This is a genomic window from Streptomyces sp. NPDC091281, from assembly GCF_044757425.1.
Classification (GTDB): domain Bacteria; phylum Actinomycetota; class Actinomycetes; order Streptomycetales; family Streptomycetaceae; genus Streptomyces.
Genome location: NZ_JBIVUY010000001.1, coordinates 282,918 through 308,833 on the forward strand (window position 1 = coordinate 282,918; position 25,916 = coordinate 308,833).

Genomic DNA, 25,916 nt, shown 5'->3' on the forward strand with positions numbered 1-25,916 from the left:
CCGTACGCCGGATCACCGCGCCGCAGACCCACGAAGACGGAGTTGTCATGATCCGTGCCGTGGCCAGGAATTCCCCTTCCGGCTGTCCGTCGTCCCCCCGCCCGAAACCCGGACGCGCGACGGCCCGGCCGCGGCGCGCCACGCCACGACCGGGCCGTCCCGTACGACGGGTCCCGCCCGCCGGGTCAGCCGCGCAGTTCGTCGGCGACCAGTTCCGCGATCTGCACCGCGTTCAGGGCCGCGCCCTTGCGGAGGTTGTCGTTGGAGACGAACAGGGCGAGGCCGTGCTCCACCGTCTCGTCCTCGCGGATGCGGCCCACGAAGGAGGGGTCCTGGCCGGCCGCCTGGAGCGGGGTCGGGATGTCGGTGAGGACGACACCCGGCGCCTCGCCCAGCAGCTCGGTCGCGCGGGCGGCGCTGATCGGGCGGGCGAAGCGGGCGTTGACCTGGAGGGAGTGCCCGGAGAACACCGGCACCCGCACACAGGTGCCGGACACCTTGAGGTCCGGGATCTCCAGGATCTTGCGGGACTCGTGGCGGAGCTTCTGCTCCTCGTCGGTCTCGTTCAGCCCGTCGTCGACGACGGAGCCCGCGAGGGGGACCACGTTGAAGGCGATCGGCCGCTGGTAGACCCGCGGCTCCGGGAAGTCGACGGCCTGCCCGTCGTGCGTCAGCTTCTCGGCGTCCGCGACGACCTTCTGCGCCTGCCCGTGCAGCTCGGCGACGCCCGCGACACCCGAGCCGGACACCGCCTGGTAGGTGGCGACCACCAGCGCCTCCAGGCCCGCCTCGGCGTGCAGGGGGCGCAGCACCGGCATCGCGGCCATCGTCGTGCAGTTCGGGTTGGCGATGATGCCCTTGGGGCGGTCCGCGATCGCGTGCGGGTTCACCTCGGAGACGACGAGGGGGACCTCGGGGTCCTTGCGCCAGGCGGAGGAGTTGTCGATCACGACGGCGCCCTGCGCGGCGACCTTCTCGGCCAGCGCCCGCGAGGTCGCGCCGCCCGCCGAGAACAGCACGATGTCCAGGCCGGAGTAGTCGGCGGTCGCCGCGTCCTCCACCGTCACGCCGTCCAGCACCGAGCCCGCCGACCGGGCCGAGGCGAACAGCCGCAGCTCCGTGACCGGGAAGTTCCGCTCCGTGAGGATCCTGCGCATGACCGTGCCGACCTGACCGGTGGCTCCGACGATTCCGACCCTCACGGTGACTCCTTCTGGGCTTTCCTGCATGTGTGCGGCCTTTCCATCATGCGGCTGACCCAGGTCCGCCTGTCCAATCCTTTGCGTCCGCCGGGTGCCGCACCCCCGGACAGGGACACCACCACCGCCCGACCGGTTCCGGAAATGTCCGCCCGCACCGCCCCCGAGGTGCAGGAATTCGCCCGGCACCCCACCCGCACCGCAAGCTGTGCTGCCCTCACGCGACGGTGTGACGTACGCCTCCGTGGAGAAAGTCCGTCCCCGCGGCGAACGTTTCCACGTGTCCCGGCGTCGTAGGAGGGACGCGGGGAGGGAGAGGTGCCGGTGCTGCGGAGACGGGGGCGCTGCGGGGCGGGGGAGGACACCGGGCACGGTGACCCCCTCGACGCGGCCCAGGAACGCCGGGTGCGGGCGGTGCTCGCGCTGGGCGGGGTGGCGCAGGCGGACCTGCCGGACGGGGTGCAGCAGGTCCGCCTGCGGCTGCTGGAGCGGGCCGCTCGGGGCCACGAGGCGCCGCGGGACGTGTCGGCGTGGGCGGCGGTCGTCGCCTCGAATCTCGCCATGGACTGGCACCGGGCCAGGCGCCGCCAGGAGCGGCTCGGTGAGCGGCTCGCCTCGCTGCGCCAGCACGCGCACCCCTCGGGGGAGGACAGCAGCGTGCTCTCCCTCGCCGTCGCGCGGGGGCTGGACGACCTGCCCGACGCCCAGCGGCAGGTGGTCGTCCTGCGGTTCTACGCCGACCTGCCGGTGCGCTCGATAGCCGAGGAGCTGGGCGTCCCCGAGGGCACCGTCAAGAGCCGCCTGCACACGGCGGTCCGGGCGCTGCGCGCCCGCCTGCACGAGGACGAGGTGGTGTGACGTGACCGCCGACCGCGAACACGACCGCGAACACGCACCCAAGTACGACCCCGCACCTGACCCCGCACACGATGACGCATGCCGGTACGGCGACGGCGAGCCCGACGCCCTGATGGCCGCCCTCCTCGGCGAGCCCCTGTCCGGGGCCCGGCGGGCCGATCCCGCGCAGCGCGCCGCCCACCGGGCCGCCGCCGCCGACCTGGCCGTCCTGCGCGAGCAGCTCGGCCTGATCGCCGACGCCCTGACCGAGCCACCCGTACCGGAACCCGCACCCGCATCCGCGCCCGCGCGGGATCTCTTCGTCCCGCTCCCCGCCCGCCGCTCCCGCAGCCGCTTCCGGGCGGTCGTGCTGGGCGTGGCCGGGGTGGCCGCCGCCGGGTCGCTGTTCGTCGGCGGTGCCTGGCTGGTCGCCCACAGCGGCGGAGGCGCGGGCAGCGGGGTGGAGAGTTCCGCCGATCAGAAGGCCGACTCGGACGCCGGCGCCGGGGCCACCGCGGACTCCGCGTTCGCCGACCCCGGCTATCTGGCCTGCGCCCGGCTGGTGGTCGAGGGGGACGTGACCCACGTGGACCCGGTGCCGGGCCGCGACCGGTGGTCGGTGACGTTGCGCGTGACCCGTACGTACAAGCCGTCCACGGACGGCCGTGCCGAGGTCGCCTTCGTCATGGAGAGCGGCATGGACCCCCTGCTCGCGGCGGGCGACCACGTCCTGGTCGGCCTCCCGAGCGGGGCGGGCCCCGCCGACGCCCTGGCGGTGGGCCGGTCCGACGTCGACCGGGCCCGCGCGGAGCTGGCACGGACCCTGCCGCAGGCGCGGGACGTGCCCTGCGGGTGAGGCGGGGGAGCGCACCCGGACACGCCCGGACCTGCCCGGACACGCGGAAGGGGCGGGCGCCCGACCGGACGCCCGCCCCTCCGCGTGCCTACGCCGTCACGGCGTGACCTTCTCGATCGCCACGCTGCCGAGGCCCGCGACGGTGCCGCGCGCGTTCACCAGCTGGACCTGGCCGAAGAAGGCCCGGCCCTCGGGCGCCGGGGCGGCCGCGGTGACGGTCGCGGAGACCGTCGTCGAGGCGCCCGTGGCCAGCTTGACCGGGGTCGACTCGTCGACGCCGACCGTGCCGAGCGAGGACGAGAAGAACACGTCCAGGTAGTCGTACGCGGTCGAGCCCGACGGGACCGAGTAGCCCGCGACCTCGATGGTGTACGTACCGGCGGCGGGCGACGGGATGGAGACCGCCTCCTCCGAGTCGCCGTCGGCCTGCTGCGCGACCTGGTTGCCGGCCGCGTCGTACACGGTCAGGTCGAGGTCGGCCGCGGTGTCGGCGGTGCCGCCGATGGAGACGTCCAGGGACTTGGCGCCCGCGGGCACCTCGACCGTGGTGGTCTGGTTCTCGTGGTTCTGGATGGTCGGCCGGGCCGCCTTCGACGAACCGAGCGGGCCGCCGACGAGCTTGCCGTCGACCGGCGCGAAGTTGTTCGTCACCTTCCAGGAGACGGGGGCCGGGGTGCCGACCTTGGCCTCGGGGACGGTCACGGTCGCCGGGTCGAAGGACGCGCCGTAGACGGTGGCGTCCAGCTTGTACGGGTTGTCGAGCAGCGGCGAGGTGCGGCGCGACTCGACCTCGATCTCCCAGACGCCCGGCTGCGGGTTCTGGTACGAACGGGCGTCGGGGCGGCAGCCGTTGCCGTCGAGGTAGTTGTTGTAGCACTTGGTGGTGGCGCTGTCCTCGACGGCGACACCGTACGGGTGGATCGAGATGAACCGGGTCTGGCTCTTGTCCTTCAGCCCGCCGATGGCGACCTCGAAGGAGGTGGCGCCCTCGGGCACGGTCAGGAAGTAGTGCTCCGAGCTGTTGCGCTGGACGCTGCTCTTCGCGGAGAACGTGTGCTTGACCGGGGTCGAGACGACGACCGTGTTGAGGACCAGCGTGTCGATGCCCTCGGTGCGCGGGTCGTCGACCTCCAGCAGGGCGCTCTTGATGCCCGCGGACTTCGGCGACGCCTGGATCTTCACGGTGACCGGCTTGTTCAGCTCCAGCTTGACCTCGTCGGAGCCGAGGATGCGGAAGGTGCCGGCCGCGTTGTTCTCCAGGTGCAGCTCGTGGCGGATGGCCTTCGCGGCGCCCGTGGTGCGGGTGAGCGTCACGTCGTAGGTCTTCTTCTGACCCGCCTTCAGGCCGCCCTCACGGTCGTAGATGCCGGTGCCGAAGCCCGGCGTCTTGAGCGCGAAGTCGAGCGCGGTGTCGACCGGGGCCTTCACCGTGTACTGGTGGGCGGTGGCGCCCTTCTTGATGGACTTCCAGGCGTCGACGATGTTGATCGCGCCGGCGCCCTCCTCGTAGGCCTGGGTGCCCTTGATGTGGTCGGCGGTCGAGGTGAGCGCCGTCCGCAGGTTCGCGGGCGTCAGGTCGATGCCGCGCTGCTTGGCGGCGCTCAGCAGCAGCGCCGAGGCGCCCGCGGCCTGCGGGGAGGCCATCGAGGTGCCCTGGAGCATCGAGTAGCCGGCCGGGAGGGTGTAGCCCGCCTCGTTGACCGGGCCGCCGGGCAGCCAGGTCTGGGTGGTGTTGATGGCGGCGCCGGGGGCGACGAGGGTCGGCGTGAAGCCGCCGTCCTCACGCGGACCGCGCGAGGAGAAGGGCAGCAGCGCGTACTTCTTCGTCACCTGCGAGCCGTAGTTGGCGGCCCAGGTCTCCTTCGAGATGCCCGCGCCGACCGAGATGACCTTGTCGGCCAGGCCGGGGTCGCCGATGGTGTTGGCGCCGGGGCCCTCGTTGCCCGCGGAGATGACGAGCTGCACGCCGTAGGTGTCGATGAGGCGGGTGTACAGCTCGGCGCGCGCGTTGTTGCCGTCGTTGAGGCCCGGCAGGCCGCCGATCGACATGTTGACGATGTCGACGCCGCGGTTGACGACGAGGTCGATCATGCCCTCGGTGAGCGCGACGTTGGTGCAGCCGGGGCCGAAGACGCAGGCGCGCGAGGAGACGATCTTCGCGCCGGGGGCGGCGCCGTTCATCTTGCCGCCGAACAGGCCGTGCGCGGCGGTGATGCCCGCGACGTGGGTGCCGTGCTCGCTGGCGATGAGGCCGATGTTGACGAAGTCGGCCTTCTTGCCGACCCAGTCCCCGCCGTACGGGTCCATCGGGACGTCCTTGCGGATCTCCACGACGAAGGGCTGCCGCTCGGCGACGTCGGTCGCCGGGTCGTCGGTGCCGAACCAGCCGATCTGGTAGCCGTCCTTGTACGGCTTCATCGCGGTGTCGTCGCTGAAGTCGCCGTTGTTGTTGACGTCCACGGTGACCTTGCCGGAGGCGGCGTCGTACAGCACGCCCCAGGCGTCGGTGGTGTCGCCGTCGCGGTTGACGTCACCGGCGGCGTCGCCGCCCGCGGTGACCGACTCGCGGAAGAGGTTGACCGAGTAGTTCCCGGCGGGGGCGGTCCAGGTGCGGCCGCCGTAGGTGAAGCTGGGGCCCGCGACGGAGTTCGTCATGGCGCGCCAGCTGCCGTCGCCGTCCACGATCGGGTCGGTGGCGGTGACCCAGTCGACGATCTTGCGCTCGCCGGTGGTGGTCTTCTGCAGGGCGGGGTGCCCGAGGTCCACACCCGAGTCCAGGACACCGATGGTGATGCCCCGGCCGTCCGCCTTCGGGTTGCTCTTCACGAAGTCGACGGCGCCCGTCTCGAAGGACGGGTTGTACGGGTTCTCGGCCGGCGTCTTCCGGCTCGGCGCGGGGTACGTCTTCGCGCTGGCGCCGTGCTTGGCGCCCTTCGCGGTGTCGGCGGCCGGCGTCGGGTCGTCGAGGACGATCTCCTTGCGCAGGTCGATCGCCTGCACCGAGGACAGCTTGGCGGCGGCGGAGATGGCCGCGTCGGCCTTGGCCGTCGGGACGGTGGCGCGGACGTAGCCGAGCTTGTCGTAGGTGCGGCCCACGGAACCGCCCTTGACCGCGTCGAGCTGGTCGGCGACCTGCTCGGTGCCGCCCGGCGCGGTGGCGACCATCAGCGTGACGTTCTTGTCGCCGGAGGCCTTGGCGTCGGCGAGGAGGTCGGCGTCCTCCGAACCGAGCTTGTCGGCAGCGGACTTCACGACCGGGTCGGCGGCGGGGGCCTGGTCGGCGGAGAAGGCGAGGGGAATCGGACCGGCCGCGGACAGAGCGGCGACCAGGCCCGCGGCGACGGCTATGCGTGCCGCGCGTCTCGCGCCGGGTATCGGTTCGCGCTGGGGGGTGTGGGTCATCGGCATCCCTTGTTGGTAAAGGAACGAGCGTCACACGAGCGGGCCGGTCATGCCCGATCGCGATCGTTCGGAATGTGATCCCGGACGATCGCACAGCCTTGCCCAAGGGACAGATGTTTGGGGAGGGTTGACCCAATCGATATGAATCCATGGGGAAAACCCTCTACGGGACCCTGCGCAGGGGATGTCCCCCGGCCCGGTGCCGGTCACCGGTCCGGCCGCCCGCGAAACCCGCCTGCCGCGGCGGCCACGAACGGTTAACGTCGCGCTGTGCGCGAGAACTTGAGGGTGGCGGCCTACGCCGTGTGCGTCCGCGACGGACACCTCCTGCTGGCCCGCTCCCCGGCGCCCGACGGCACACCCGAGTGGGTGCTGCCCGGCGGCGGCATGGAGCACGGCGAGGACCCCCACGACACGGTCGTGCGGGAGCTGTTCGAGGAGACCGGCTACACGGTCGAGGTGACCGGCCTGCTCGGCGTGGACTCCGTCCGCCGCTCCTTCCCCCGCCGCGGCCTGCGCCGCCCCGTCGACCACCACGGCGTCCGCCTCCTCTACGAGGCCCGCGTGGCCGGCGGCGACCTGCGCCCCGAGACGGGCGGCTCCACCGACCTGGCCGCCTGGCACCCCCTCACCGAGGTCCCCGCCCTCACCCGCATCCCCCTCGTCGACACGGCCCTGACGCTGTGGCGGGAACGCCCGCCGTCGGGCCGGGCGGCGGACGCCCGGCGGGGCTGAGCGCGGGACGCCCGGCAGGGCTGAGCGCGGGACGCCCGGCAGGGCTGAGCGCGGGACGCCCGGCAGCGCCGGACACGCGGTGCGTCCGGGGCCGCGCCGACCGCCCCCGCTACCGACCGCACCCGCCACCGACCACCCCCGCTACCCCCGCACATGAACACCGGGTGACCCCCTCCGAGCCCGCGGGCGGGCGTCCGGCGGCGGGCCGGGGAGGGGGTGATCCACGTACGGGGATCGGTGTCGCGCGTTGCCGTCTCGTTCACGCGCGGGCCACCCCCGGTGCCGAGCATCCGAGGGAGCGGGACGTTCGCGGCAGCGACGGACCGCGCCACTCCGACGCGTCCGCACCCCGGGAGATCGCGCCATGTCGCGCACACGCTCTGTCACGGCCTCCGCGCTGGGGGTCCACCGCCGTTCCGTGCTCGCCGCCACCGCGGCCGTCTCCGTCGCCGCGGGCACCGGCTACGCCCTGCGCCCCACCGACAGCCAGGCCGCCCCCGCCCCGCCGCCCGGCACGGCCCCCACCCCGGCCGCCGTCCCCCGGCAGCCCGCCGCCCCGGCCCCCGCCCGTCCCGCGCCCTCCGCCCCCTACACCCGCGGCACCACCCTCGCGGCGGTCGCCGCCCCGCGCGGCGCCGCCACCGGGTTCCGGCGGCTCGGCAGCGCCCCCGGCTGGGCCCGCGTGGTCCGCGACGGCCTCGCCCCCGCCAAGTCCGGGCGCGCCCGCCGCCGTACGCCGCTCGCCGCGTTCGTCCAGCTCACCGACCTCCACCTGATCGACAGCCAGCACCCGCTGCGCCTGGAGTACCTGCGCGCCGCCAACCCGCTCGCCTGGCGGCCGCACGAGGCGCTCACCGTGCAGGGCGCCGTCGCCCTCGTCGAGCGGATCAACGCCCTGCGCACCGCGCCCGTCACCGGCGCCCCGCTCGGCTTCGCCGTCACCACCGGCGACAACACCGACAACAACGCCCACACCGAACTGGAGTGGTTCCTCACCGTGATGAGCGGCGGGACGATCACCCCCGACTCGGGCGACCCGCGCCGCTACGAGGGCGTCCAGAACAGCGGCCTGCCCCTGTACTGGCAGCCCGACTCCACCGCCCGCGACGCCTTCAAGCGGCGCGGCTTCCCCCACCTCGACGGCTTCCTCGCCGCCGCGACCCGCCCCGTCCGCAGCCCCGGCCTGAACCTGCCCTGGTACTCCACGGTCGGCAACCACGACTCCCTGCCGCTCGGCTGCTACGGCCACGGCGACTCCTGGCTCGCCGAGCACGCCGTCGGCGACCGCAAGCTGATGGAGCTGCCCGCCGCCGACGCGGCCCGCCTCCAGCAGGCCATCAGCGGCGCCCGCGACCCCCTCGGCCACGCCTTCCGCGACCTCCTCAAGGCGCACTCCCGCGCCATGCGCCCGATCACCCCGGACGAGCGCCGCGCCCCCTACACCCCGGCCGGACACCTCCGCGCCCACCTCGACCCGGCGTACCGGGGCCGCGGCCCCGTCGGACACGGCTACACCGCCGCCAACCTCGACCAGGGCACCCAGTACTACGCCTTCCGGATCGCCGACGACGTCATCGGCGTCAGCCTCGACACCACCGACCCGGGCGGCCACTACGACGGCTCGATCGGCGCGGCCCAACTGGCCTGGCTGGAGGCCACCCTGCGCGCCCACCGGGGCGAGTACGCGCTCGTCTTCAGCCACCACACCAGCACCAGCATGACCAACACCCGCCCCGACCCGGCCCGCCCCCGCGAACGCCGCCACGACGGCAAGGCCCTGCTCGCCGCCCTCGGCCGTCACCGCAACGTGCTGGCCTGGATCAACGGGCACATCCACCGCAACCGCATCGCCCCCCACCGCGGCAGCGGCGGCCACGCCTTCTGGGAAATCTCCACCGCCTCCCACGTGGAGTTCCCCCAACTCGCCCGGATCGTCGAGCTGGTGGACAACAAGGACGGCACCCTGTCCCTGCACACCACCCTCGTCGAGTCCGCCGCCCCCCACCGCACCGACTTCACCGACCTCTCCCAGACCGGCCTCGCCGCCCTCTACCGCGAACTCTCCGCCAACCACCGCGACGACGGCCCCCGCCTCTCCGGCGACCCGGACGACCGCAACACCGAACTCCTCCTGAGGAAGCCCTGACCCCGGCCCGGCGGCACCTACCGGGGCAGCACCACGACATACGCCGCCGGGTCCCGGTCACCCGACGCCATCAGCGCCGTCCGGACCACCGCCGCCTGCTGCTCCACCGCCTCCCGCAGCTTCCTCGGGGTGACGTACACGACGGTGATGCCGAGCCGTTCCAGCAGCTCCCGCTTGCGGACGTACTCCGACCAGAGGGCGTCCTCCTCGTCCTCGGTGCGCGCGCCGTCCCGCGGGTCCGGGCGCCCGCCGGGGCGGGGCGCCCGCGTGTCCAGCTCCACGGCCACCGCCTGCTCGGGCCAGTAGGCGTCCACCCCGCCGAGGTGCGGGCCGCCCGGCAGCCGCAGGTCGACGTTCCACACCGGGTCCGGCAGCCCGTGCTCGCGCACCATCCCGTACAGCCGGTCCTCCGCGATCATCCGGCCCTCGGCCAGCAGCGCGTCCACCGCGTCCACCACGTGCGGCCGCCCCAGCAGCTTGGCCTGGCTCAACTCCCGTACCACCGACGTCGGTTCGCAGTGGCCGCCGCGCACCGCCTCCGACAGCAGCCGCCGGACCGTCGCGGCGTCGGTGAGCCGCGCGACCGCGTCCGCGAGGGCGCGCGGCACCGGCGCCACCGGGACGCCGGTGATCTCCTCCGGGTCCGGCATCAGCGGGGTGCGCACCACGTGCGCGAAGCCCGTCGAGCGCAGCCGGCGCAGCCGGGGCACGAGGACGTCGATCCGCTCCAGGGCGAGCAGCGCGGGCGTCGCGGCGAAGCCGTGCAGGGTGAGCGCGGCGAGGCCGGTGATCATCGCCTCGCGGTACACCGGCCGGTGCGGGCCGCCCGCCTCCGGCTGGACCGGCACGGCGGGCGCCGACGCGGGGCGGGCCGCGTACAGCAGGGTGGCGTGCAGCCGCTCCTCGCTGGTCGGCGGGCCCGCGTGCAGGAGGTGCACGCCCGGCAGGAGCTGCTGCCAGGGGCCGCCGGACCGGCTCTGCTCGGCGGCCTCGGCGGGGGAGACGCCGTGCGCCCGGAGCTGAGCGGTGGTCAGGACGCGGCGCTGCACGTCCGACAGGTGACGCAGGGGGCGGGGGGAGGCCGGGGGGAGCGGCGTGTTGTGGTTCATGACCGGGAGGTTCCCGTGTCCGGAGCGCCCGGTAACCGCTGTTACACGCTCGTCGACAAAGCCGGACAAGCTCGCCCTAAAGGACGGGCGTTCGGATGCCGAGGAGGGGCCGAAAACCGCTGGTCCCTCCGGTGGGCGTCCGGGGTTACGGTTCCGATTGACTGAATTCCGTAACGGTCACGGACCGCCGGACCTCAGGCCAAAGCTCGGCCCGAAGTCCGGGAACCGGTACGACTATCAGCCCCGTTGTGCCTGGTCGGCGCCCGAACCCGACCACGAACCCGACCCCGCGTCCGACCCCGCGCCGGAGCCCGCGCTCACGCCCGTCCCCGCCGCCGCGTCGCACGCCTGCCCCCGCAGCTCGCGCGCCAGGTCGTCCCGCGCCTCCAGCACGAGCCGCCGCAGCGCGGGCGGCGCCGAGGCGTGCGCGGCGAGCCACGCGTCCGTCGCCTCCAGCGTGGCGGGACTGTCCTGGAGCCCCGGGAACAGCCCCCGCACGATGTGCATCGCGATCTGGATGGACCGCTCCTCCCAGATCCGCCCGATCACCGCGAAGTACGGCTCCGCGTACGGCGCGAGGAGGTCGCGCCGGGACGGCTGCTGGAAGCCGGAGAGGGTCGCCTCCACCAGCGCGTTGGAGAGCGCGTCCGACTCCACGAGCTGCGCCCAGGCCTGCGCCTTGACCGCCGCCGAGGGCCGGGCGGCCAGGCAGCGCACCTGGTGGCGGCGGCCGGACGCGGTGTCGTCGCGGGCCAGTTCGGCGGCGAGCGCCGCCTCGTCCGCGACCCCGTGCGCGGCCAGCGGCTCCAGGAACGCCCAGCGCAGCTCCTGGTCGACGTCCAGGCCGTCGATCTTCGCGGTGCCGTCCAGCAGCCCCTGGAGCAGCTCCAGTTCGGCCGGCCCGGACGCCACCGAGGCGAGGAACCGGGCCCAGGCCAGCTGGTGCTCACCGCCCGGCTCGGCCGCCCGCAGCTCCCGCAGCGCGCCCTCGGCGACGAGCCGTTCGCCGGCCGGCCGCCAGTCGGGGGCCGCGTAGTGGGTGAGTGCCGAACCGGCCCACGCGTGCAGCATCTGGAGCACGCCGATGTCGGACTCGCGGCCCGCGAACCGCAGCACCAGGCCGACGAAGTCCCGCGCGGGCAGCAGCGCGTCCCGGGTCAGGTTCCACAGCGCGGACCAGCACAGCGCCCGCGCCAGCGGGTCGGTGAGGTCCCCGAGGCCCTCCTTGAGGGTCTCCAGCGAGCCCGCGTCGAAGCGGATCTTGCAGTACGTCAGGTCGTCGTCGTTGACCAGCACCAGGTCCGGCGCCGCCGCGCCCGCCAGCTCCGCGACCAGGGTGCGCGGCCCGTCCACGTCGGTCTCGGCGCGCGCGTACCGCTCCAGCGCGCCGCCCTCCGTGCGCCGGTACAGGCCGATCGCGATCCGGTGCGGGCGCAGCTCGGGGTGCGACTCGGCGGCCTCCTGCACGACCGCCAGTTCGTCGACGGTGCCGTCGGCGGCGAGCAGCACCTGCGGGGTGAGGGAGTTGACCCCGGCCGTCTGGAGCCAGGACCGCGCCCAGGCGGCCATGTCCCGGCCGCTGGTCTCGCCGAGCACCGCCAGCAGGTCCGCGAGGCGCGTGTTGCCATAGGCGTGCCGCTTGAAGTAGCGGCGGGCGCCCTCCAGGAAGGCGTCCTGCCCGGCGTACGCGACGAGCTGCTTGAGGACGGAGGCGCCCTTGGCGTAGGTGATGCCGTCGAAGTTGAGCTTGGCGTCCTGGAGGTCGCGGATGTCGGCCGTGACGGGGTGCGTCGAGGGGAGCTGGTCGGCGCGGTAGGCCCAGGACTTGCGGCGGTTGGCGAAGGTGATCCAGGCGTCCCGGAAGCGGGTCGCGCCGACGTTGGCGAAGGTGCCCATGAAGTCGGCGAAGGACTCCTTCAGCCACAGGTCGTCCCACCACACCATGGTGACGAGGTCCCCGAACCACATGTGCGCCATCTCGTGCAGGATGACGTTGGCCCGCGCCTCGTACGACGCGCGCGTGACCCGCCCCCGGAAGATGTACTCCTCCCGGAAGGTCACCAGCCCCGGGTTCTCCATCGCGCCGAGGTTGTACTCGGGCACGAACGCCTGGTCGTACTTGCCGAAGGGGTACGGGTAGTCGAAGTGCTCGTGGAAGAAGTCCAGGCCCTGCTTGGTCAGCAGGAACACGTCGTCGGCGTCGAAGTGCGGCGCGAGCCCCTTGCGGCACAGCGCGCCGAGCGGGATCTCCAGCGTGGTGCCGTCCCCGAGGTCACGGGTGTAGGAGTCGGTGACGTAGTGGTAGGGACCGGCCACCACGCACGTGATGTACGTCGAGATCGGCTTGGTCTCCGCGAACCGCCACACGCCGTCGGTCCGGTCCCCGGCGCCGTTGCTCCACACCGTCCACTCCTCGGGCGCGCGCACCTCGAAGCGGAACGGGGCCTTGAGGTCGGGCTGCTCGAAGTTCGCGAAGACGCGGCGCGCGTCGGCGGGCTCGTACTGGGTGTAGAGGTAGACCTCGCCGTCCTCGGGGTCGACGAAGCGGTGCAGGCCCTCACCGGTCCGCGAGTAGGCGCACCGCGCGTCCACGACCAGCTCGTTGTCGGCGGCCAGGTCGTCGAGCCGGATACGGGCGCCGTCGAAGACCTCGCCGGGGTCGAGGTCGCGGCCGTTGAGCGAGACGGCGGTGACGCTCGGGGCGATCAGGTCGGCGAAGCTGGACGCGCCCGGCTCGTTGCAGCGGAAGCGGATCGTGGTGACCGAGCGGAACGTGCGCGTCCCGCCGTCCGCCCCGCCGTCCGTCCCGCCTTCCGTGTTCCCGTCACCGACCGCCGAGCGCACGTCCAGGGACACGTCGTACCCGTCGACGGACAGCAGGGCGGCCCGCTCCCGGGCCTCGTCGCGGGACAGGTTCTCACCGGGCACGGGCGGTACTCCCTCGATGCGGCTGCGCATGGCTGTGGACAGCACCGATCCTGCCATGTGCCCCTGACCGCGCACACCGGGGAATGGCTCGCGCCGGGCGGGCGTTCTCGCCGGAAAAGGTTCCGCCTGAGGAGAGACATGTCGCAGAAGACCCCCGTCGACTTCTGGTTCGACCCGCTGTGCCCCTGGGCCTGGATGACCTCCCGCTGGGTGCTGGAAGTGGAGAAGGTCCGGGACATCGAGGTCCGCTGGCATGTGATGAGCCTGGCCGTGCTGAACGAGGACCGGATCGACGAGCTGCCCGAGGAGTACCGGGACATGCTCGCCACCAAGGCGTGGAAGCCGGTCCGGGTGGCCGTGGCCGCCGCCCAGAAGCACGGCGCCGACGTCCTCGGCCCGCTCTACACGGCGCTCGGCACCCGCTTCCACAACAACGGCGAGGGCCCGACCCTGGAGGCCATCGCGGGCGCCCTGGCCGACGCGGGCCTGCCCGCCGACCTCATCGACTACGCCGAGCAGGACGACTTCGCGTACGAGGCCGAGCTGCGCGCCTCGCACAAGGAGGGCATCGACAAGGTCGGCCAGGAGGTCGGCACCCCGGTGATCGCGCTGCCCGGCGCCGACGGCGAGCAGATCGCCTTCTTCGGCCCGGTCGTCACCCCCGCCCCGAAGGGCGAGGACGCCGCCCGCCTGTGGGACGGCACCGTCGCGGTCGCCTCCGTCCCCGGCTTCTACGAGATCAAGCGCACCCGCACCAAGGGCCCGGACTTCAGCAACCTCTGAGCCCCGCACGGCGACCCCGCCCGGCACACAGGAGACCCCCGCGAGTCACGTCCTCGCGGGGGTCTCCCTCATTCCGCCCGCCGCCGTGAAGGGTGAGAAGACGATCACGAGGCGGGACGATCACGAGGCGGGACGATCGGGGGGCTGCGCGGCCGCCCAGCCGAACCTCTTATTGCGTATGGGTTGCAACTACACGCTAGCAACAAAAGAGCGCTGAGGGGTGGCCGGTCCCAGGGGAGAGGCATCCACGTGTCGGCACGCGGCAGGGTCTCCAGGTCTCCGCCCGCCGGTCCGTCCCCTCGCGTGCGACCGCGCCCGGGCGGCGGGGAAATTGGCCGAACCCTACAGTCGGTCCCTGACGCCCCGTCGGCAGCGTCCACCGCCCGCTCCGTGACCAGGGTCACGTCGTAGCAGGTGGCGGGCAGGTGTAAGCGCCCGGCTTTGTCAGGAGCCCACCAAGGGCGGGCCCGCCCGTTTGTCCACGGCTGACGGTGATCGCCGTACGGGCCCTGGGATAGCGTCGCCGTGTCCCCGAACCGCCCCTAGCCCGCGGAGTCCCTCATGAGCACCGCCGCCGCCCTTCCCGCTCGCCCCGGTCAGGTCCTCGCCGACCTCCTGCCGGCCTCCCGTGTCCGGGACGTCGCGCTCGTGCTCGGCGGTGCCGCGCTCACCGGCGTCGCCGCCCAGATCGCGGTCCCCGTCCCCGGCTCCCCGGTGCCGGTGACCGGCCAGACCTTCGCCGCGCTGCTGGTCGGCACCGCGCTCGGCGCCCGCCGCGGCCTGCTCTCCCTCGCGCTGTACGCGCTCGTCGGCGTCGCGGGCGTGCCGTGGTTCGCGGAGGGCGGCTCCGGCGCGGGCGCGGTCTCCTTCGGCTACGTCCTCGGCATGGTCCTCGCCTCGGCCGCCGTCGGCGCCCTCGCCCGCCGGGGCGCGGACCGCTCGGTGCTGCGGATGGCGGGCGCGATGCTGCTCGGCGAGGCGATCATCTACGCCGTCGGCGTCCCGTACCTCGCCTACGCGGCCGACATGAGCGCGTCCGCCGCGATCGCGGCCGGGCTCACCCCGTTCCTGATCGGCGACGCCCTCAAGGCGGCCCTGGCGATGGGGCTGCTCCCGGCCGTGTGGAAGCTGGTCCGTCGCTGAGGCGTCCCGCACCCGCGCCGGACGCGGAAGGGGCCCGTCGCCACCGTGGTGCTCACGGTGGCGACGGGCCCCTTCCGGGCGTCCGGGGTGATGACTAGCGGACCGAGTCGGTCGCGCGCTCCCGGTCGCCGGTCCGGCCGCGCTGCCGGACGAAGGCGACGACGAGGACGACCGCCGCGACCAGCAGCGACAGCAGCACCGTCTTGCGGCCGTCGTGCTCGGTGTCGGTGAGCATGTAGCCGAGGACGAACACGATCAGCCCGGCCGCCGCCCAGGTCAGATACGGGTACAGCCACATCCGCACGACGAGCTTCTCCGGCGCCTCCGCCTCGATGATCTTCCGCATCCGCAGCTGCGAGAAGCAGATGACCAGCCACACGAACAGGGCCACCGCGCCACTGGAGTTGACCAGGAAGAGGAAGACCGAGTCCGGGAACTTGTAGTTGAAGAAGACGGCGACGAAGCCGAACACCACGGACGCGATGATCGCGTTCATCGGCACGCCCCGCGAGGTGGTCCGGGCGAACGCCTTCGGCGCGTCCCCGCGCTCACCGAGCGAGAAGGCCATGCGGGAGGCCGTGTAGAGGCCGGAGTTGAGGCAGGACAGCACCGAGGTCAGCACGATGAAGTTCATGATCTGACCGGCGTTGCCGATGCCGAGGGAGTCGAGGGCGGCCACGTAGGAGCCGTCCTCCTTGATGGCCGGGTCGTCCCAGGGCAGCAGCGTCACGACGACGAGGATCGAGCCGAGGTAGAAGACGCCGATCCGCCAGATGATGCTGTTGGTCGACTTGGTGACCGCGCGCTGCGGGTCCTCGGACTCACCGGCCGCCAGGGTGGCGATCTCGCTGCCCATGAAGGAGAAGACGACGAGCAGCACACCGGTCAGGATGGCGCCGGGCCCGTTGGGCAGGAAACCGCCGTGGTCGACGAGGTTGCCGAACCCGGCCTTGTCGGTGTCCGCGCCCGGCAGCACCCCGAACACGGCGAGCCCGCCGACGACGATGAACGCGCCGATGGCGACGACCTTGATCCCGGCGAACCAGAACTCGAACTCGCCGTAGGAGCCGACCGAGACGAGGTTGGTCGCGGTCAGCACCACCATCACGATGAGCGCCCAGCCCCACTGCGGGACGGCCGGTATCCACGACTCCAGGATCGCGGCGCCCGCGGTCGCCTCCACGGCGAGGACGACGACCCAGAAGAACCAGTACAGCCAGCCGATGGAGAACCCGGCCCAGGGGCCGAGCGCGCGGTCGGCGTGCGCGGAGAACGAACCCGAGGTCGGGTTGGCCGCGGACATCTCGCCCAGCATCCGCATCACCAGCACCACGAGCGTGCCGACGAGGGCGTACGAGAGGAGGATGCCGGGGCCCGCGGTGGCGATGCCCGTGCTGGAACCGACGAAGAGGCCGGCGCCGATGACACCGCCGATGGCGATCATCGACAGATGGCGGTTCTTGAGACCCGCCTGGAGCCCGGTGCCGGACCCGGGTTCTCCGGGGTCCTGACCGGGTTTCGTCAGAGTCGGCTGCGAAGTCATGAGGAGGGATTTCCTTTGCGCCGCGTGGGGGTGTCTCCCGTACGAGCGGTGTACGGGTCGTACGGGGGCCGTACGAGCCGGTCCAGTGAATCGGAGGTATATGGATTGGGAAACCTTTGAATCCAGATCGTTACTTGAGGTTCCCCTGAGCTTCTATGGATTCGCCTATACTTTTCCGGCATCGCACCCGGCGCTGCTACCCGGCGGTCCGCGTGTCACACTCGTGCCATGCGCGTGTATCTCGGCTCGGACCATGCCGGCTTCGAACTCAAGAACCACCTCGTCGAATGGCTGAAGGCGGCGGGTCACGACCCGGTCGACTGCGGCCCGCACCTCTACGACGCCCAGGACGACTACCCGCCGTTCTGCCTGCGCGCCGCCGAGCGCGCGGCCGCCGACCCGGACGCCCTCGGTGTCGTCATCGGCGGCTCGGGCAACGGCGAGCAGATCGCGGCGAACAAGGTGAAGGGGGTGCGCGCCGCCCTCGCCTGGAGCGAGGAGACCGCCTCCCTCGGCCGTCAGCACAACAACGCCAACGTCGTCGCGGTCGGCGCCCGCATGCACAGCCAGGACGAGGCGACCAAGTTCGTCGAGACCTTCCTCGCCACCCCGTTCTCCGGCGACGAGCGCCACATCCGCCGCATCGACATGCTGAGCGACTACGAGACGACGGGCGACCTCCCGCCGATCCCGCCCCACCACCCCCAGCCGTAGGCACCCCGACCGGCCGTGGGCGCCGCGCCGCCGCCCCCGCCCGCCGCACCGCGGGCGGGGCGCGGGGCGCGGGGCCGTACGAGAGCGGCCGTCCGTGCGGCGGCCGTACGCGAGCGGTCGCGGGTGAGCGGCCACAGCCGAGCGGCCGTCCGTGAGTGAAGGAGAGCGAAGGTCTTGCCCGAAGGGCACACGATCCACCGACTGGCCCAGGACTACGCCCGGTTCCGCGGCAGCGCGCCGCGGGTGACCAGCCCGCAGGGCAAGTTCTCCGACGCCGCGGCGCTCCTCACCGGCACCGTGCTCACCGGCACCGACGCCCACGGCAAGCACCTCTTCCTCGGCTTCCCCGGCGACACCTGGGTCCACATCCACCTCGGCCTCTTCGGCAAGGTCGCCTTCGGCCCCGCCCCCGCGCCGCCGCCCACGGACACCGTCCGGCTCCGCCTCGACGACCCCGCCGCGGGCTACGTCGACCTGCGCGGCCCCACCACCTGCGCCCTGATCACCGGCGCCGAGAAGCAGGCCGTCCACGACCGCCTCGGCCCCGACCCGCTGCGCGCCGACGCCGACCCCGGGCAGGCGTACCGCCGTATCGCCCGCAGCCGTACGACGATCGCCGCCCTCCTCATGGACCAGAAGGTCATCGCGGGCGTCGGCAACGTCTACCGCGCCGAGGTCCTCTTCCGGCACGGCGTCGACCCCTACCTCCCGGGCCGCGACCTCACCGAGGCGCGGTGGGACGCGATCTGGGCCGACCTCGTCGCCCTGATGCGCGAGGGCGTCCGCCACAACCGCATCGACACCGTCCGCCCCGAGCACACCCCGGAGGCGATGGGCCGCCCGCCCCGCGTCGACGACCACGGCGGCGAGGTCTACGTCTACCGGCGCGCCCCGCAGCCCTGCCACCTCTGCGGCGACACCGTCCGCACGGCCGACCTCGCCGCCCGCAACCTCTTCTGGTGCCCCACCTGCCAGCCGGCCCGCACCCCCGGCCCCGCACAGCCCGCCCGGCGCCCCTGAACACCGGGCCCGCCCGGCGACACCGGCCGCCGGAGCCGCCCGGCACGGGCCCCGCTCAGAACCCGTGCGGCAGCCAGGGTGCCCCCGCGCCCGAGCCGAAGGCGACCGACGTCCCGGTCAGGGCTCCCTGCCGCAGCTCGCGCACCCGTCCGGCCCCGGCCAGTGCCGCGAGGGACACGCCCCCGAGGTAGGCCGCGCCCAACTCCCGTACGGAAAGCGCCAGATCGGGTGCGTCCTCGGTGCGGGCGCACCTCGCGCCCTTCGGGTCCCCGGTCAGTCGCCAACGCCCCGCGTTCCAGGGGCAGAAGGCGTCCTCGACCTCCAGCACCACATCCACCGGCGCCTGGTAGGTCCGCGCCGCGAGCGCCTCGCCGACCTCCACCAGCCGCACGAACAGCGCGTCCCGCACGCGCAGTTCACAGCGCCGCAGATCGGAGACCAGGTACTGCCAGGACTCGTCGACCGGCCGCCCCCGCATCACCACCGACGACGTCAGGTCGATCCCGTACAGGAACCGCCACAGCGCCGCCTCGGTCGCCGGGTCCAGCCCCTCCACGTCCTGCACCACCACCTGCCCGTCGTGCCCGGAGACCGACGCCCGCGGGTTCACCCGGAACCGCGCGTACCCCGTCACCTCGCCGTCCCGCTCGGCCAGCACGCACTGCAACGGCGACCCGCCGTCCCGCGCCGACGGCGGATCGAGCAGCGGCATCCGCTCCCACCCCGGCCGCCGCGCCAGCATCCCGGCCCGCCGCGGCACCTGCCGCGCGTACACCGCCTCGCACACCGCGCCCGCGGCGCCCGGATCGGCGTACCGCAGCCGTACGCCGTCCGTCCCGTCCGGCACGGACAGGGTGACCCGGGTGGTGTCGACCTCCGCGTTCACCCCGAACGTCGCCGCGCCGTAGCCGAACCGGCCGTAGATCGCGGGCTCGGACGCGGTGAGCACCGCAAGAGGCTCACCCCAGGCCCGTACGTCGTCCAACTGCCGCCGCATCAGGGCCGTCAGCAGCCCGCGCCGCCGGTGCGTCGCCGCCACCGAGACGGTCGTCACACCCGCCGCCGGCACCGACGCCCCGCCCGGTACGGTGAGCCGGAAGTCGAAGGCCCCGGCCGTCCCGACCAGGGTGTCCCCGTCCCACGCCCCGAGCGCCCGCGCGAAGGGGACCAGATCCCGCCACAGGGCACGTTCTTCGGCCGGTTCCGGCACCCCGCCGAAGGCACGCAACAGCGTGTCGTACCAGACGTCCCACTCCTCGTCCCGAAGTATCCGCAGGTCAGCCGCCCCAGAGCCGGCCGTGCCGCTCGTCTCGCTCGTCATGGATGCATGCCTACCAGCGCAATGCGGGACGAGCCACCGGATTTCTCCCTCCCTGCCGCGCGCGCCCTTTCCTTGCCGTTCACTGTGAAGTCGAACCTCGGACGGGGGACAAGTGGGACCTCCCGTGCCAAGCGGCGGGTCGGATGGATAGGGTCCCGGACTAATGGCAGCAGGACGACAGCGGCGCGCGGAAGCCGAGACGTTGACGGCCCGGTTGAAGCACCTGGTGCACCGGGTCCGCACCGCCCTGCGCAGAAGCGCCGTGGACTACTTCCGCGGCGACGGCTCCGACTGGATCGCGCTGATCGGTCTGCTGCTCACCGTGCCCGTCATCGCCGCCGTCACCCTCGCCAACCCCGTGTGGTGCTCCCCGGCCGCGCTCGTCCTGCCGATCGTCGCGGGCGGCCTCGTCCTGCGCCCCGCCAGCCTGCTCGGCCTGTACGCCGCGGCGGCCACCGCCCTCATCGTGGAGTCGGTGCGGCTCGGCCCCTACACCGAGGGCCCCTCCCGGGTCACCCCCGGCGTCGTCCTCGTCGTCGCCGCCTGCGGGTTCGTCGGCCTGCTCATCGCCCAGTTCCGCAGCCGGGTCGGCGTGCCCTGGCGGCGCGGCGGCACCATGCTCTTCGACCTCCGCGAACGCATCCGCGTCCAGAGCAAACTGCCCACCCTGCCCCGCGGCTGGCACCGCGAGATGGCCCTGCGGCCCGCGGGCGGCCAGTCCTTCTCCGGGGACTTCGTCGTCGCCGCCCGCACCAACGGCGGCCGCACCATGGAGGTCGTCCTCACCGACGTCTCCGGCAAGGGCATGGACGCCGGTTCCCGCGCCCTGCTGCTCTCCGGCGCCTTCGGCGGCCTGCTCGGCTCGCTGCCCCCGCACGCCTTCCTCCCGGCCGCCAACGGCTATCTGCTGCGCCAGGACTGGGACGAGGGCTTCGCCACCTCCATCCACCTCGTCCTCGACCTCGACTCCGGCGACTACGAGCTGTACTCCGCGGGGCACCCGCCCGGCCTCCAGCTCAGCGCGGGCAGCGGCCGCTGGGAGGAGAAGGCCGCCGAGGGCCCCCTCCTCGGCGTCTACGAGGGCGCCCAGTTCGACCCCGTGAAGGGCTCGCTGCGCCCCGGCGACGTGCTGATGCTCTTCACCGACGGCCTGGTGGAGACCTCCGACCGGGACATCGTCGAGGGCATCGACCGCCTCACCGGCGAGGCCGACCGCTATGTCGCGGGCGGTTTCCAGGGCGCCGCCTGGCATCTCATCGAGGCGGTCGCCAAGGACGTCAACGACGACCGCGCCCTGCTCCTCGTCTGCCGCGAGGGCCCCACGGCCCAGGCGGCGAACCTGCTCTAGCCCGACCGAGCCCGCCCAGGAGCCCCCGTGTCCCTCACCCTGACCGAGGTCGAGTCGCTGGCCCGCGCCGCCCACGCGGGCCAGACCGACAAGGCGGGCCGCCCCTACGCCGGGCACCTCGCGGCGGTCGCGGCCGGGGTCCGCGCGCGGGGCGGCGACGACGACCAGGTCGCGGCGGCCTGGCTGCACGACGCCGTCGAGGACGACGCCGTGACCGAGCAATGGCTGCGCGGCGCCGCGCTCAGCGACCGCACGAAGGGCATCGTCCTCGCGGTCACCAAACGGCCCGGAGAGCCCCCGGAGGCCTACGCGGCGCGCATCCTCGCCACACCGGGCGCGCTCCTGGTGAAACAGGCCGACCTGGCCCACAACGCCGACCCGGCCCGCCTGGCCGCCCTGGACGCCCCGACCCGCACCCGCCTCACCGCCAAGTACGCCCACATGCACACCCTCCTCGGCCTGACCCCGCCGGAACGCCTCGCTTAGGGCCTGTCTGACCATTCCCGTCTGCCGCGCGACGCCATGCACGCACTCCCGCCGCACCGGGCGCAGACCCGAGTACGTCCAGTACGAGGGTCCACGCCCGGCACGCCGAGAGCACGCACCTGACGCCGCGCGGCCGCCCTCCGGGCGACGACGGGAATGGTCAGACAGGCCCTAGGCGCCCCGCACGAGCGTCCGCTCAGGCGTCCGCCTTCTCCCGTACGCCCTTCTCCCGTACGTCGGCCTGCGCGCGGCTCCGGTCGCCGCCCGGGGCTTGCGCCCGGCGGGCGCGGGCCTCGGCGGCGGCGTCCGGCTTGAACGCCCAGTCCATCCGCGGCTCCGTCACCGGCCGCAACAGCCGCCGCACGGGCGGGCTGCACAGCAGCGTCACGCCGACGGCCGCGGCCAGGCTGACGGCGATCGCGCCCAGCGGGGTGTGCAGCGACGGGTAGTGGTCGAAGACGCCCCGGTAGTCGGCGCCCTTGAGGAAGAAGCCGTGCAGCAGATAGCCGCACAGGGTGCCCGCGCCGAGCCCGGTGAACCAGGTCGTGCGGCCCGGCACCCAGGACAGGAAGCAGGCGGTCAGCACCAGCGAGCAGCCGAACAGCGCGAGCTGCATCACCGGCCCCACCCACCACGGGACGCCCAACTCCTGCGCGGAGTCACGGTGGTAGAGCCAGCCCGCGTTCATCCGCGGCACCGCCCAGTAGGAGAAGACCAGCGCGACCGCGGCCACCGGCAGCGCCGCCAGCCGCACCGACCACCGGCGCACCATCCGGAAGTACTCGGGCTTCATGCACAGCCCCAGCACGAAGTACGGCAGGAACTGGAGCACCCGCTGGAGGTCGAGGTCGGTGGAGACACCGGGTGTGAGGGAGGCGAGCATCGCGATGCCGAGGGCGAGCGGCAGCGGGTGCCGGACCGCCTTCCAGATCGGCGTGGTCAGCCGCCAGATGAACAGCGCGCACAGGAACCACGTCAGGTAGTACGGGTCGAGCAGCGAGATCGGCACGTCGGTGTCGTGGTCGACGACCCGCTTGAAGAGCGGATACGCCGTCTCGAACACGACGTACGGCACCACGATCCCCGTGACCAGCCGCTTCAGCCGGGCCGGGGAGCCGTCGAAACTGCGCGAGAAGTAGCCGGAGACGAGGATGAACGCCGGCATGTGGAAGGCGTACACGAACATGTAGGCGGCCTGGAGGACGCGGCTGACGCCCTTCAGCGGCTCCCAGGAGTGCGCGACGGCCACCAGCACGATCGCCAGGTACTTGGCGTTGTCGAAGAACGCGTCACGCCGCTGCGTACGTCTCTCCGCCGCCGCGCCGGGGGCCTGTTCCGGGGACGGGGCCGTGCGGGGCGCGCGGGACGGGGGAGACGAGGGGGACGAGGCGGCGCGGAACATTTGAGGCACCTTAGCGTCGAGTACGGCGGTGCGTAAAACGTTCCTCGTCACGGCGATCCCATTCCTGGAATTCCGAACTTCCCTTGCCGCACGGTGCCTTGGATGTCACGATTCATCCCGACTAAAAGGTGCATAACGCCTGTTGTGGAGCTGTTCGTGACGCCGCCCACATCCCCCTGTGCGGGCCATTCGAATTACCCGTGCGCGCCCGGTGAATTCGCCCGACCGGCCTGTTGATCAATTACCGCGCACCGCAATTGCGGACCACCGGGACCCGCTCCACGGGGGCGGCCGGGCCGGACGGTTGGGGACGAAGGTGCGTCACCGGCCGCATGGGGAGGCCGGGTTGGTGGCACGATGGTCTGTGGCGGGGGTGCGGGCGGCCGTGTCCCCGGGCCGGGAGTGCGGACCGACCGAGGGTGTGTGATCAGTTGTGGCCATTTCGCTGTCCGTGGTGCTGCTGTTGGCGATCGTCCTGGTCGTCATGATCAGAGGCGGGTCGATCAAGGGCGGCCCCGCCGTCGTCGCGATCCTGTTCGGCTTCTTCCTCGCCTCGACCGGCATGGCCCCGTCGATCAACCGCTTCCTCGACTCCCTCGCCGAGACGATCAACTCCATCAGCTTCTGAGGCGCCGGGACCCGCACACGCCGAGGGCCGGGGGAGGACTGCTCCTCCACCCGGCCCGGGGCCTCACGGAGCGGGCGACGGGAATCGAACCCGCGTAGCTAGTTTGGAAGACTAGGGCTCTACCATTGAGCTACGCCCGCACAGGCGCGCCGCAGGTCAGGCGACCGCGGCACACGAGCATCGTAGCGGGTCGGCACCCTCCGCCGCACACCGCATTCCCCGACCGGGTTCCGGTACGCGCCCTTCCACCGGCGTGACCCGCTGCCGCACGCGCCCCCGGACCGTCCGCCACGCGCCCCGCGCGCTCCCGTACAGGCCCGAACGCGCCCGTACGCGCGGTGAATACGGGCGGCCGGGTGGCCTGCGGGCATGTACCCTACGTGTCGCACCAGACGGGGTGTGGCGCAGCTTGGTAGCGCGTCCGCTTTGGGAGCGGAAGGCCGTGGGTTCAAATCCCGCCACCCCGACCACCAGCGCGATCGTCCGCGCGATCCTCACGTCCCGCCCTGTCGCGCTCCCGCGCGCCCCGGTCTCCCGCGCCCGGCGGTCACCCGCCGCCCCCGCCCCGTGATCGCCCCCGCCCCCGCCCGGTGATCGCCTTTTGGGCCGTCCAGCCGCTGCGGCTACTATGCAGACTGCGCGCCCGTGTGTCCCGGCCCATCCGGCCTACGAATCCTCCCGGGCGCTGAACCGCCGGACCTCTCGGGTACCGGCGGGTCCCGAGAAGTCAGCCACAAGGAGACCGAACCGTGAAGAGCGCCGTGGAGACCCTGAACCCGACCCGGGTTCGGCTCACTGTCGAGGTGCCCTTCGAGGAGCTCAAGGACAGCCTCGACGCGGCGTACAAGAAGATCAACCAGCAGGTCACGGTGAAGGGCTTCCGCAAGGGCAAGATCCCCGCCCGGGTCATCGACCAGCGCTTCGGCCGCGGTGCGGTGCTGGAGGAGGCCGTCAACGACGCCCTCCCGAAGTTCTACACGGAGGCGGTCAACGAGGCGGAGATCGACGTCCTCGGCCAGCCCGAGGTCGACATCACCGAGCTGAAGGACGGCGAGACGCTGAACTTCACCGCCGAGGTCGACGTCCGCCCCGAGATCGAGCTCCCCGAGGACTTCTCCTCCATCGAGGTCGAGGTCGACGCCGTCGAGGTCACCGACGAGGACCTCGAGAAGTCCGTCGAGCAGCTCCGTGAGCGCTTCGCCTCGACCTCCCCGGTCGAGCGCGCCGCCGGCGACGGCGACGTCGTCACCGTCGACCTGGAGGCCAAGGTCGACGGCGAGGTCCTGGAGGACGGCGTCGCCGACGGCGTCTCCTACACCATCGGCTCCGGCGAGCTGCTCGAAGGCATCGACGACGCCGTGAAGGGCCTGGAGGCCGGTGGCGAGGCCACCTTCACCTCCGAGCTGAAGGGCGGCTCCGCCGCGGGCAAGGAGGCCGAGGTCACCGTCAGGGTCACCCAGGTCGCCGCCCGCGAACTGCCTGAGCTGGACGACGAGTTCGCGCAGCTCGCCTCCGAGTTCGACACGCTGGAGGAGCTGCGCGAGGACAGCCGCAAGCGCCTCGCCAACATGAAGCAGTACGACCAGGCCACCCAGGCCCAGGAGCGCGTCCTGGAGAAGCTCCTGGAGCTGGTCGAGGTGCCCGTCCCCGAGAAGCTGCTCGAGGACGAGATCAACACCCGCAAGCACAACCTGGAGCACCACCAGCTCGGCCAGATGGGCCTCGACCTCCCCAAGTACCTGGAGCTCCAGGGCAAGACGGCCGAGGAGTTCGAGACCGAGACCCGGGACGCCGCGGTCAAGGGCATCAAGACCCAGTTCGTCCTGGACGGCCTCGTCAAGCGCGAGAAGCTGAACGTGAACCAGGAGGAGCTGACCGAGCACCTCATGCGCCGCGCCGCGTCCTCCGGCATGTCGCCCGACCAGTTCGCGCAGGCCGTCGTCGAGGGCGGCCAGGTCCCGCTGCTCGTCGGCGAGGTCGCCCGCGGCAAGGCCCTGGCCCTGGTCGTCGAGTCCGCCACGGTCAAGGACACCAACGGCGAGGTCATCGACCTGGACGACGAGGAGGAGGAGACCTCCGAGGAGGCCACCGCCGAGACCGCCGACGCCGCCGACGCCGAGCCGGAGACCAAGCCGGAGGCCTGACCCCCGGCACGTCCTGGACCGACGTGACGCGAGAGGCCCCGGAGCACACCGCTCCGGGGCCTCCGCCGTACACGCGCCCCTCCGGCGCCCCGCGCGCACGCCCCGCCGCCGGACGCGCGCCCTTCCGGCCGCGCACGCGCGCGTGCCGGAACTCCCGCCGCCCCGCCCGCCC

Annotated in this window: 19 protein-coding genes and 2 tRNA genes; 13 read left to right on the forward strand and 8 right to left on the reverse strand. The window is 73.0% G+C overall.

The features are described 5' to 3' along the window. Window positions 1–185: 185 nt before the first annotated feature. Window positions 186–1,202 carry an aspartate-semialdehyde dehydrogenase gene (locus tag ACIQPQ_RS01295; RefSeq protein ID WP_401298175.1) on the reverse strand — a complete coding sequence of 339 codons (1,017 nt, stop codon included), beginning with the start codon at window positions 1,200–1,202 and terminating at the stop codon, window positions 186–188. A gap of 321 nt (window positions 1,203–1,523) precedes the next feature. Between ACIQPQ_RS01295 and ACIQPQ_RS01300 the strand changes: the two genes are divergently transcribed. Continuing rightward, window positions 1,524–2,057, forward strand: coding sequence for an RNA polymerase sigma factor (locus ACIQPQ_RS01300; RefSeq protein ID WP_401298177.1), 534 nt, complete (start codon window positions 1,524–1,526; stop codon window positions 2,055–2,057). Between the two features lies 1 nt (window position 2,058). After that, window positions 2,059–2,892, forward strand: coding sequence for a hypothetical protein (locus tag ACIQPQ_RS01305; protein WP_401298180.1), 834 nt, complete (start codon window positions 2,059–2,061; stop codon window positions 2,890–2,892). Window positions 2,893–2,988: 96 nt separating this feature from the next. Here the strand turns inward: ACIQPQ_RS01305 and ACIQPQ_RS01310 are convergent, their stop codons facing one another. Then, the gene (locus ACIQPQ_RS01310; protein WP_401298182.1) at window positions 2,989–6,294 is read right to left on the reverse strand and encodes a S8 family serine peptidase; all 3,306 of its coding nucleotides are present in this window, start codon (window positions 6,292–6,294) and stop codon (window positions 2,989–2,991) included. A gap of 270 nt (window positions 6,295–6,564) precedes the next feature. Here ACIQPQ_RS01310 and ACIQPQ_RS01315 point away from each other — a divergent pair, with 270 nt between their 5' ends. Both ACIQPQ_RS01315 and ACIQPQ_RS01320 read left to right on the forward strand, forming a co-directional pair. Continuing rightward, the gene (locus tag ACIQPQ_RS01315) at window positions 6,565–7,029 is read left to right on the forward strand and encodes an NUDIX hydrolase (protein WP_401298184.1); all 465 of its coding nucleotides are present in this window, start codon (window positions 6,565–6,567) and stop codon (window positions 7,027–7,029) included. Window positions 7,030–7,393: 364 nt separating this feature from the next. Next, window positions 7,394–9,175 carry a TIGR03767 family metallophosphoesterase gene (locus ACIQPQ_RS01320; RefSeq protein ID WP_401298186.1) on the forward strand — a complete coding sequence of 594 codons (1,782 nt, stop codon included), beginning with the start codon at window positions 7,394–7,396 and terminating at the stop codon, window positions 9,173–9,175. Between the two features lie 17 nt (window positions 9,176–9,192). On the opposite strand, the gene ACIQPQ_RS01325 is transcribed toward ACIQPQ_RS01320, so the two are convergent. Next, on the reverse strand, window positions 9,193–10,284 hold the full coding sequence (locus tag ACIQPQ_RS01325; protein WP_401298189.1) for a hypothetical protein: 1,092 nt from the start codon (window positions 10,282–10,284) through the stop codon (window positions 9,193–9,195). A gap of 237 nt (window positions 10,285–10,521) precedes the next feature. Continuing rightward, window positions 10,522–13,212, reverse strand: coding sequence for an aminopeptidase N (gene pepN, locus ACIQPQ_RS01330; RefSeq protein WP_401299560.1), 2,691 nt, complete (start codon window positions 13,210–13,212; stop codon window positions 10,522–10,524). Window positions 13,213–13,350: 138 nt separating this feature from the next. On the opposite strand from pepN, the gene ACIQPQ_RS01335 reads away from it, so the two are divergent. Together ACIQPQ_RS01335 and ACIQPQ_RS01340 are read left to right on the forward strand one after the other, a co-directional pair. Beyond that, window positions 13,351–13,995, forward strand: a complete 645-nt coding sequence (locus ACIQPQ_RS01335) for a DsbA family protein (protein ID WP_401298191.1) — start codon at window positions 13,351–13,353, stop codon at window positions 13,993–13,995. A gap of 561 nt (window positions 13,996–14,556) precedes the next feature. Further along, window positions 14,557–15,138, forward strand: coding sequence for a biotin transporter BioY (locus ACIQPQ_RS01340; RefSeq protein WP_383767668.1), 582 nt, complete (start codon window positions 14,557–14,559; stop codon window positions 15,136–15,138). A gap of 94 nt (window positions 15,139–15,232) precedes the next feature. Here the strand turns inward: ACIQPQ_RS01340 and ACIQPQ_RS01345 are convergent, their stop codons facing one another. Next, entirely contained in the window at window positions 15,233–16,681 is a 1,449-nt protein-coding gene (locus ACIQPQ_RS01345) for an amino acid permease (RefSeq protein WP_401298194.1), read from the reverse strand. Window positions 16,682–16,909: 228 nt separating this feature from the next. Here ACIQPQ_RS01345 and ACIQPQ_RS01350 point away from each other — a divergent pair, with 228 nt between their 5' ends. After that, window positions 16,910–17,395, forward strand: coding sequence for a ribose-5-phosphate isomerase (locus ACIQPQ_RS01350; protein ID WP_401298197.1), 486 nt, complete (start codon window positions 16,910–16,912; stop codon window positions 17,393–17,395). A 174-nt stretch (window positions 17,396–17,569) separates the two neighbouring features. Continuing rightward, window positions 17,570–18,415, forward strand: a complete 846-nt coding sequence (locus ACIQPQ_RS01355) for an Fpg/Nei family DNA glycosylase (RefSeq protein WP_401298199.1) — start codon at window positions 17,570–17,572, stop codon at window positions 18,413–18,415. A gap of 55 nt (window positions 18,416–18,470) precedes the next feature. On the opposite strand, the gene ACIQPQ_RS01360 is transcribed toward ACIQPQ_RS01355, so the two are convergent. Further along, complete coding sequence (locus tag ACIQPQ_RS01360) at window positions 18,471–19,736, reverse strand: GNAT family N-acetyltransferase (protein ID WP_401298202.1); 1,266 nt, start codon at window positions 19,734–19,736, stop codon at window positions 18,471–18,473. A gap of 163 nt (window positions 19,737–19,899) precedes the next feature. Between ACIQPQ_RS01360 and ACIQPQ_RS01365 the strand changes: the two genes are divergently transcribed. Beyond that, the gene (locus tag ACIQPQ_RS01365; protein ID WP_383767653.1) at window positions 19,900–21,084 is read left to right on the forward strand and encodes a PP2C family protein-serine/threonine phosphatase; all 1,185 of its coding nucleotides are present in this window, start codon (window positions 19,900–19,902) and stop codon (window positions 21,082–21,084) included. A gap of 27 nt (window positions 21,085–21,111) precedes the next feature. After that, a complete protein-coding gene (locus ACIQPQ_RS01370; protein WP_401298205.1) occupies window positions 21,112–21,570 on the forward strand; it encodes an HD domain-containing protein in 459 nt (152 codons plus the stop codon). A gap of 196 nt (window positions 21,571–21,766) precedes the next feature. Here ACIQPQ_RS01370 and ACIQPQ_RS01375 read toward each other — a convergent pair whose 3' ends face one another. Beyond that, window positions 21,767–22,972, reverse strand: a complete 1,206-nt coding sequence (locus tag ACIQPQ_RS01375) for an acyltransferase family protein (RefSeq protein WP_401298208.1) — start codon at window positions 22,970–22,972, stop codon at window positions 21,767–21,769. Between the two features lie 433 nt (window positions 22,973–23,405). Here ACIQPQ_RS01375 and ACIQPQ_RS01380 point away from each other — a divergent pair, with 433 nt between their 5' ends. Then, complete coding sequence (locus tag ACIQPQ_RS01380) at window positions 23,406–23,600, forward strand: hypothetical protein (RefSeq protein WP_383767645.1); 195 nt, start codon at window positions 23,406–23,408, stop codon at window positions 23,598–23,600. A gap of 69 nt (window positions 23,601–23,669) precedes the next feature. Here ACIQPQ_RS01380 and ACIQPQ_RS01385 read toward each other — a convergent pair. Beyond that, a tRNA-Gly gene (locus ACIQPQ_RS01385) sits at window positions 23,670–23,740 on the reverse strand. 253 nt (window positions 23,741–23,993) lie between these two features. Here ACIQPQ_RS01385 and ACIQPQ_RS01390 point away from each other — a divergent pair. Together ACIQPQ_RS01390 and tig are read left to right on the forward strand one after the other, a co-directional pair. Then, window positions 23,994–24,070 (forward strand) — tRNA-Pro (locus tag ACIQPQ_RS01390). Between the two features lie 279 nt (window positions 24,071–24,349). Beyond that, a complete protein-coding gene (tig, locus tag ACIQPQ_RS01395; protein ID WP_401298211.1) occupies window positions 24,350–25,744 on the forward strand; it encodes a trigger factor in 1,395 nt (464 codons plus the stop codon). Window positions 25,745–25,916 lie beyond the last annotated feature (172 nt).

Excerpts from the sequence above, each read along its gene's own strand:
- ACIQPQ_RS01310 (WP_401298182.1), bottom strand. The coding sequence starts at position 6,294 with ATGACCCACACCCCCCAGCGCGAACCGATACCCGGCGCGAGACGCGCG.
- ACIQPQ_RS01320 (WP_401298186.1), top strand. The coding sequence starts at position 7,394 with ATGTCGCGCACACGCTCTGTCACGGCCTCCGCGCTGGGGGTCCACCGC.
- ACIQPQ_RS01325 (WP_401298189.1), bottom strand. The coding sequence starts at position 10,284 with ATGAACCACAACACGCCGCTCCCCCCGGCCTCCCCCCGCCCCCTGCGT.
- ACIQPQ_RS01335 (WP_401298191.1), top strand. The coding sequence starts at position 13,351 with ATGTCGCAGAAGACCCCCGTCGACTTCTGGTTCGACCCGCTGTGCCCC.
- ACIQPQ_RS01340 (WP_383767668.1), top strand. The coding sequence starts at position 14,557 with ATGAGCACCGCCGCCGCCCTTCCCGCTCGCCCCGGTCAGGTCCTCGCC.
- ACIQPQ_RS01345 (WP_401298194.1), bottom strand. The coding sequence starts at position 16,681 with ATGACTTCGCAGCCGACTCTGACGAAACCCGGTCAGGACCCCGGAGAA.
- ACIQPQ_RS01350 (WP_401298197.1), top strand. The coding sequence starts at position 16,910 with ATGCGCGTGTATCTCGGCTCGGACCATGCCGGCTTCGAACTCAAGAAC.
- ACIQPQ_RS01360 (WP_401298202.1), bottom strand. The coding sequence starts at position 19,736 with ATGACGAGCGAGACGAGCGGCACGGCCGGCTCTGGGGCGGCTGACCTG.
- ACIQPQ_RS01365 (WP_383767653.1), top strand. The coding sequence starts at position 19,900 with ATGGCAGCAGGACGACAGCGGCGCGCGGAAGCCGAGACGTTGACGGCC.
- ACIQPQ_RS01375 (WP_401298208.1), bottom strand. The coding sequence starts at position 22,972 with ATGTTCCGCGCCGCCTCGTCCCCCTCGTCTCCCCCGTCCCGCGCGCCC.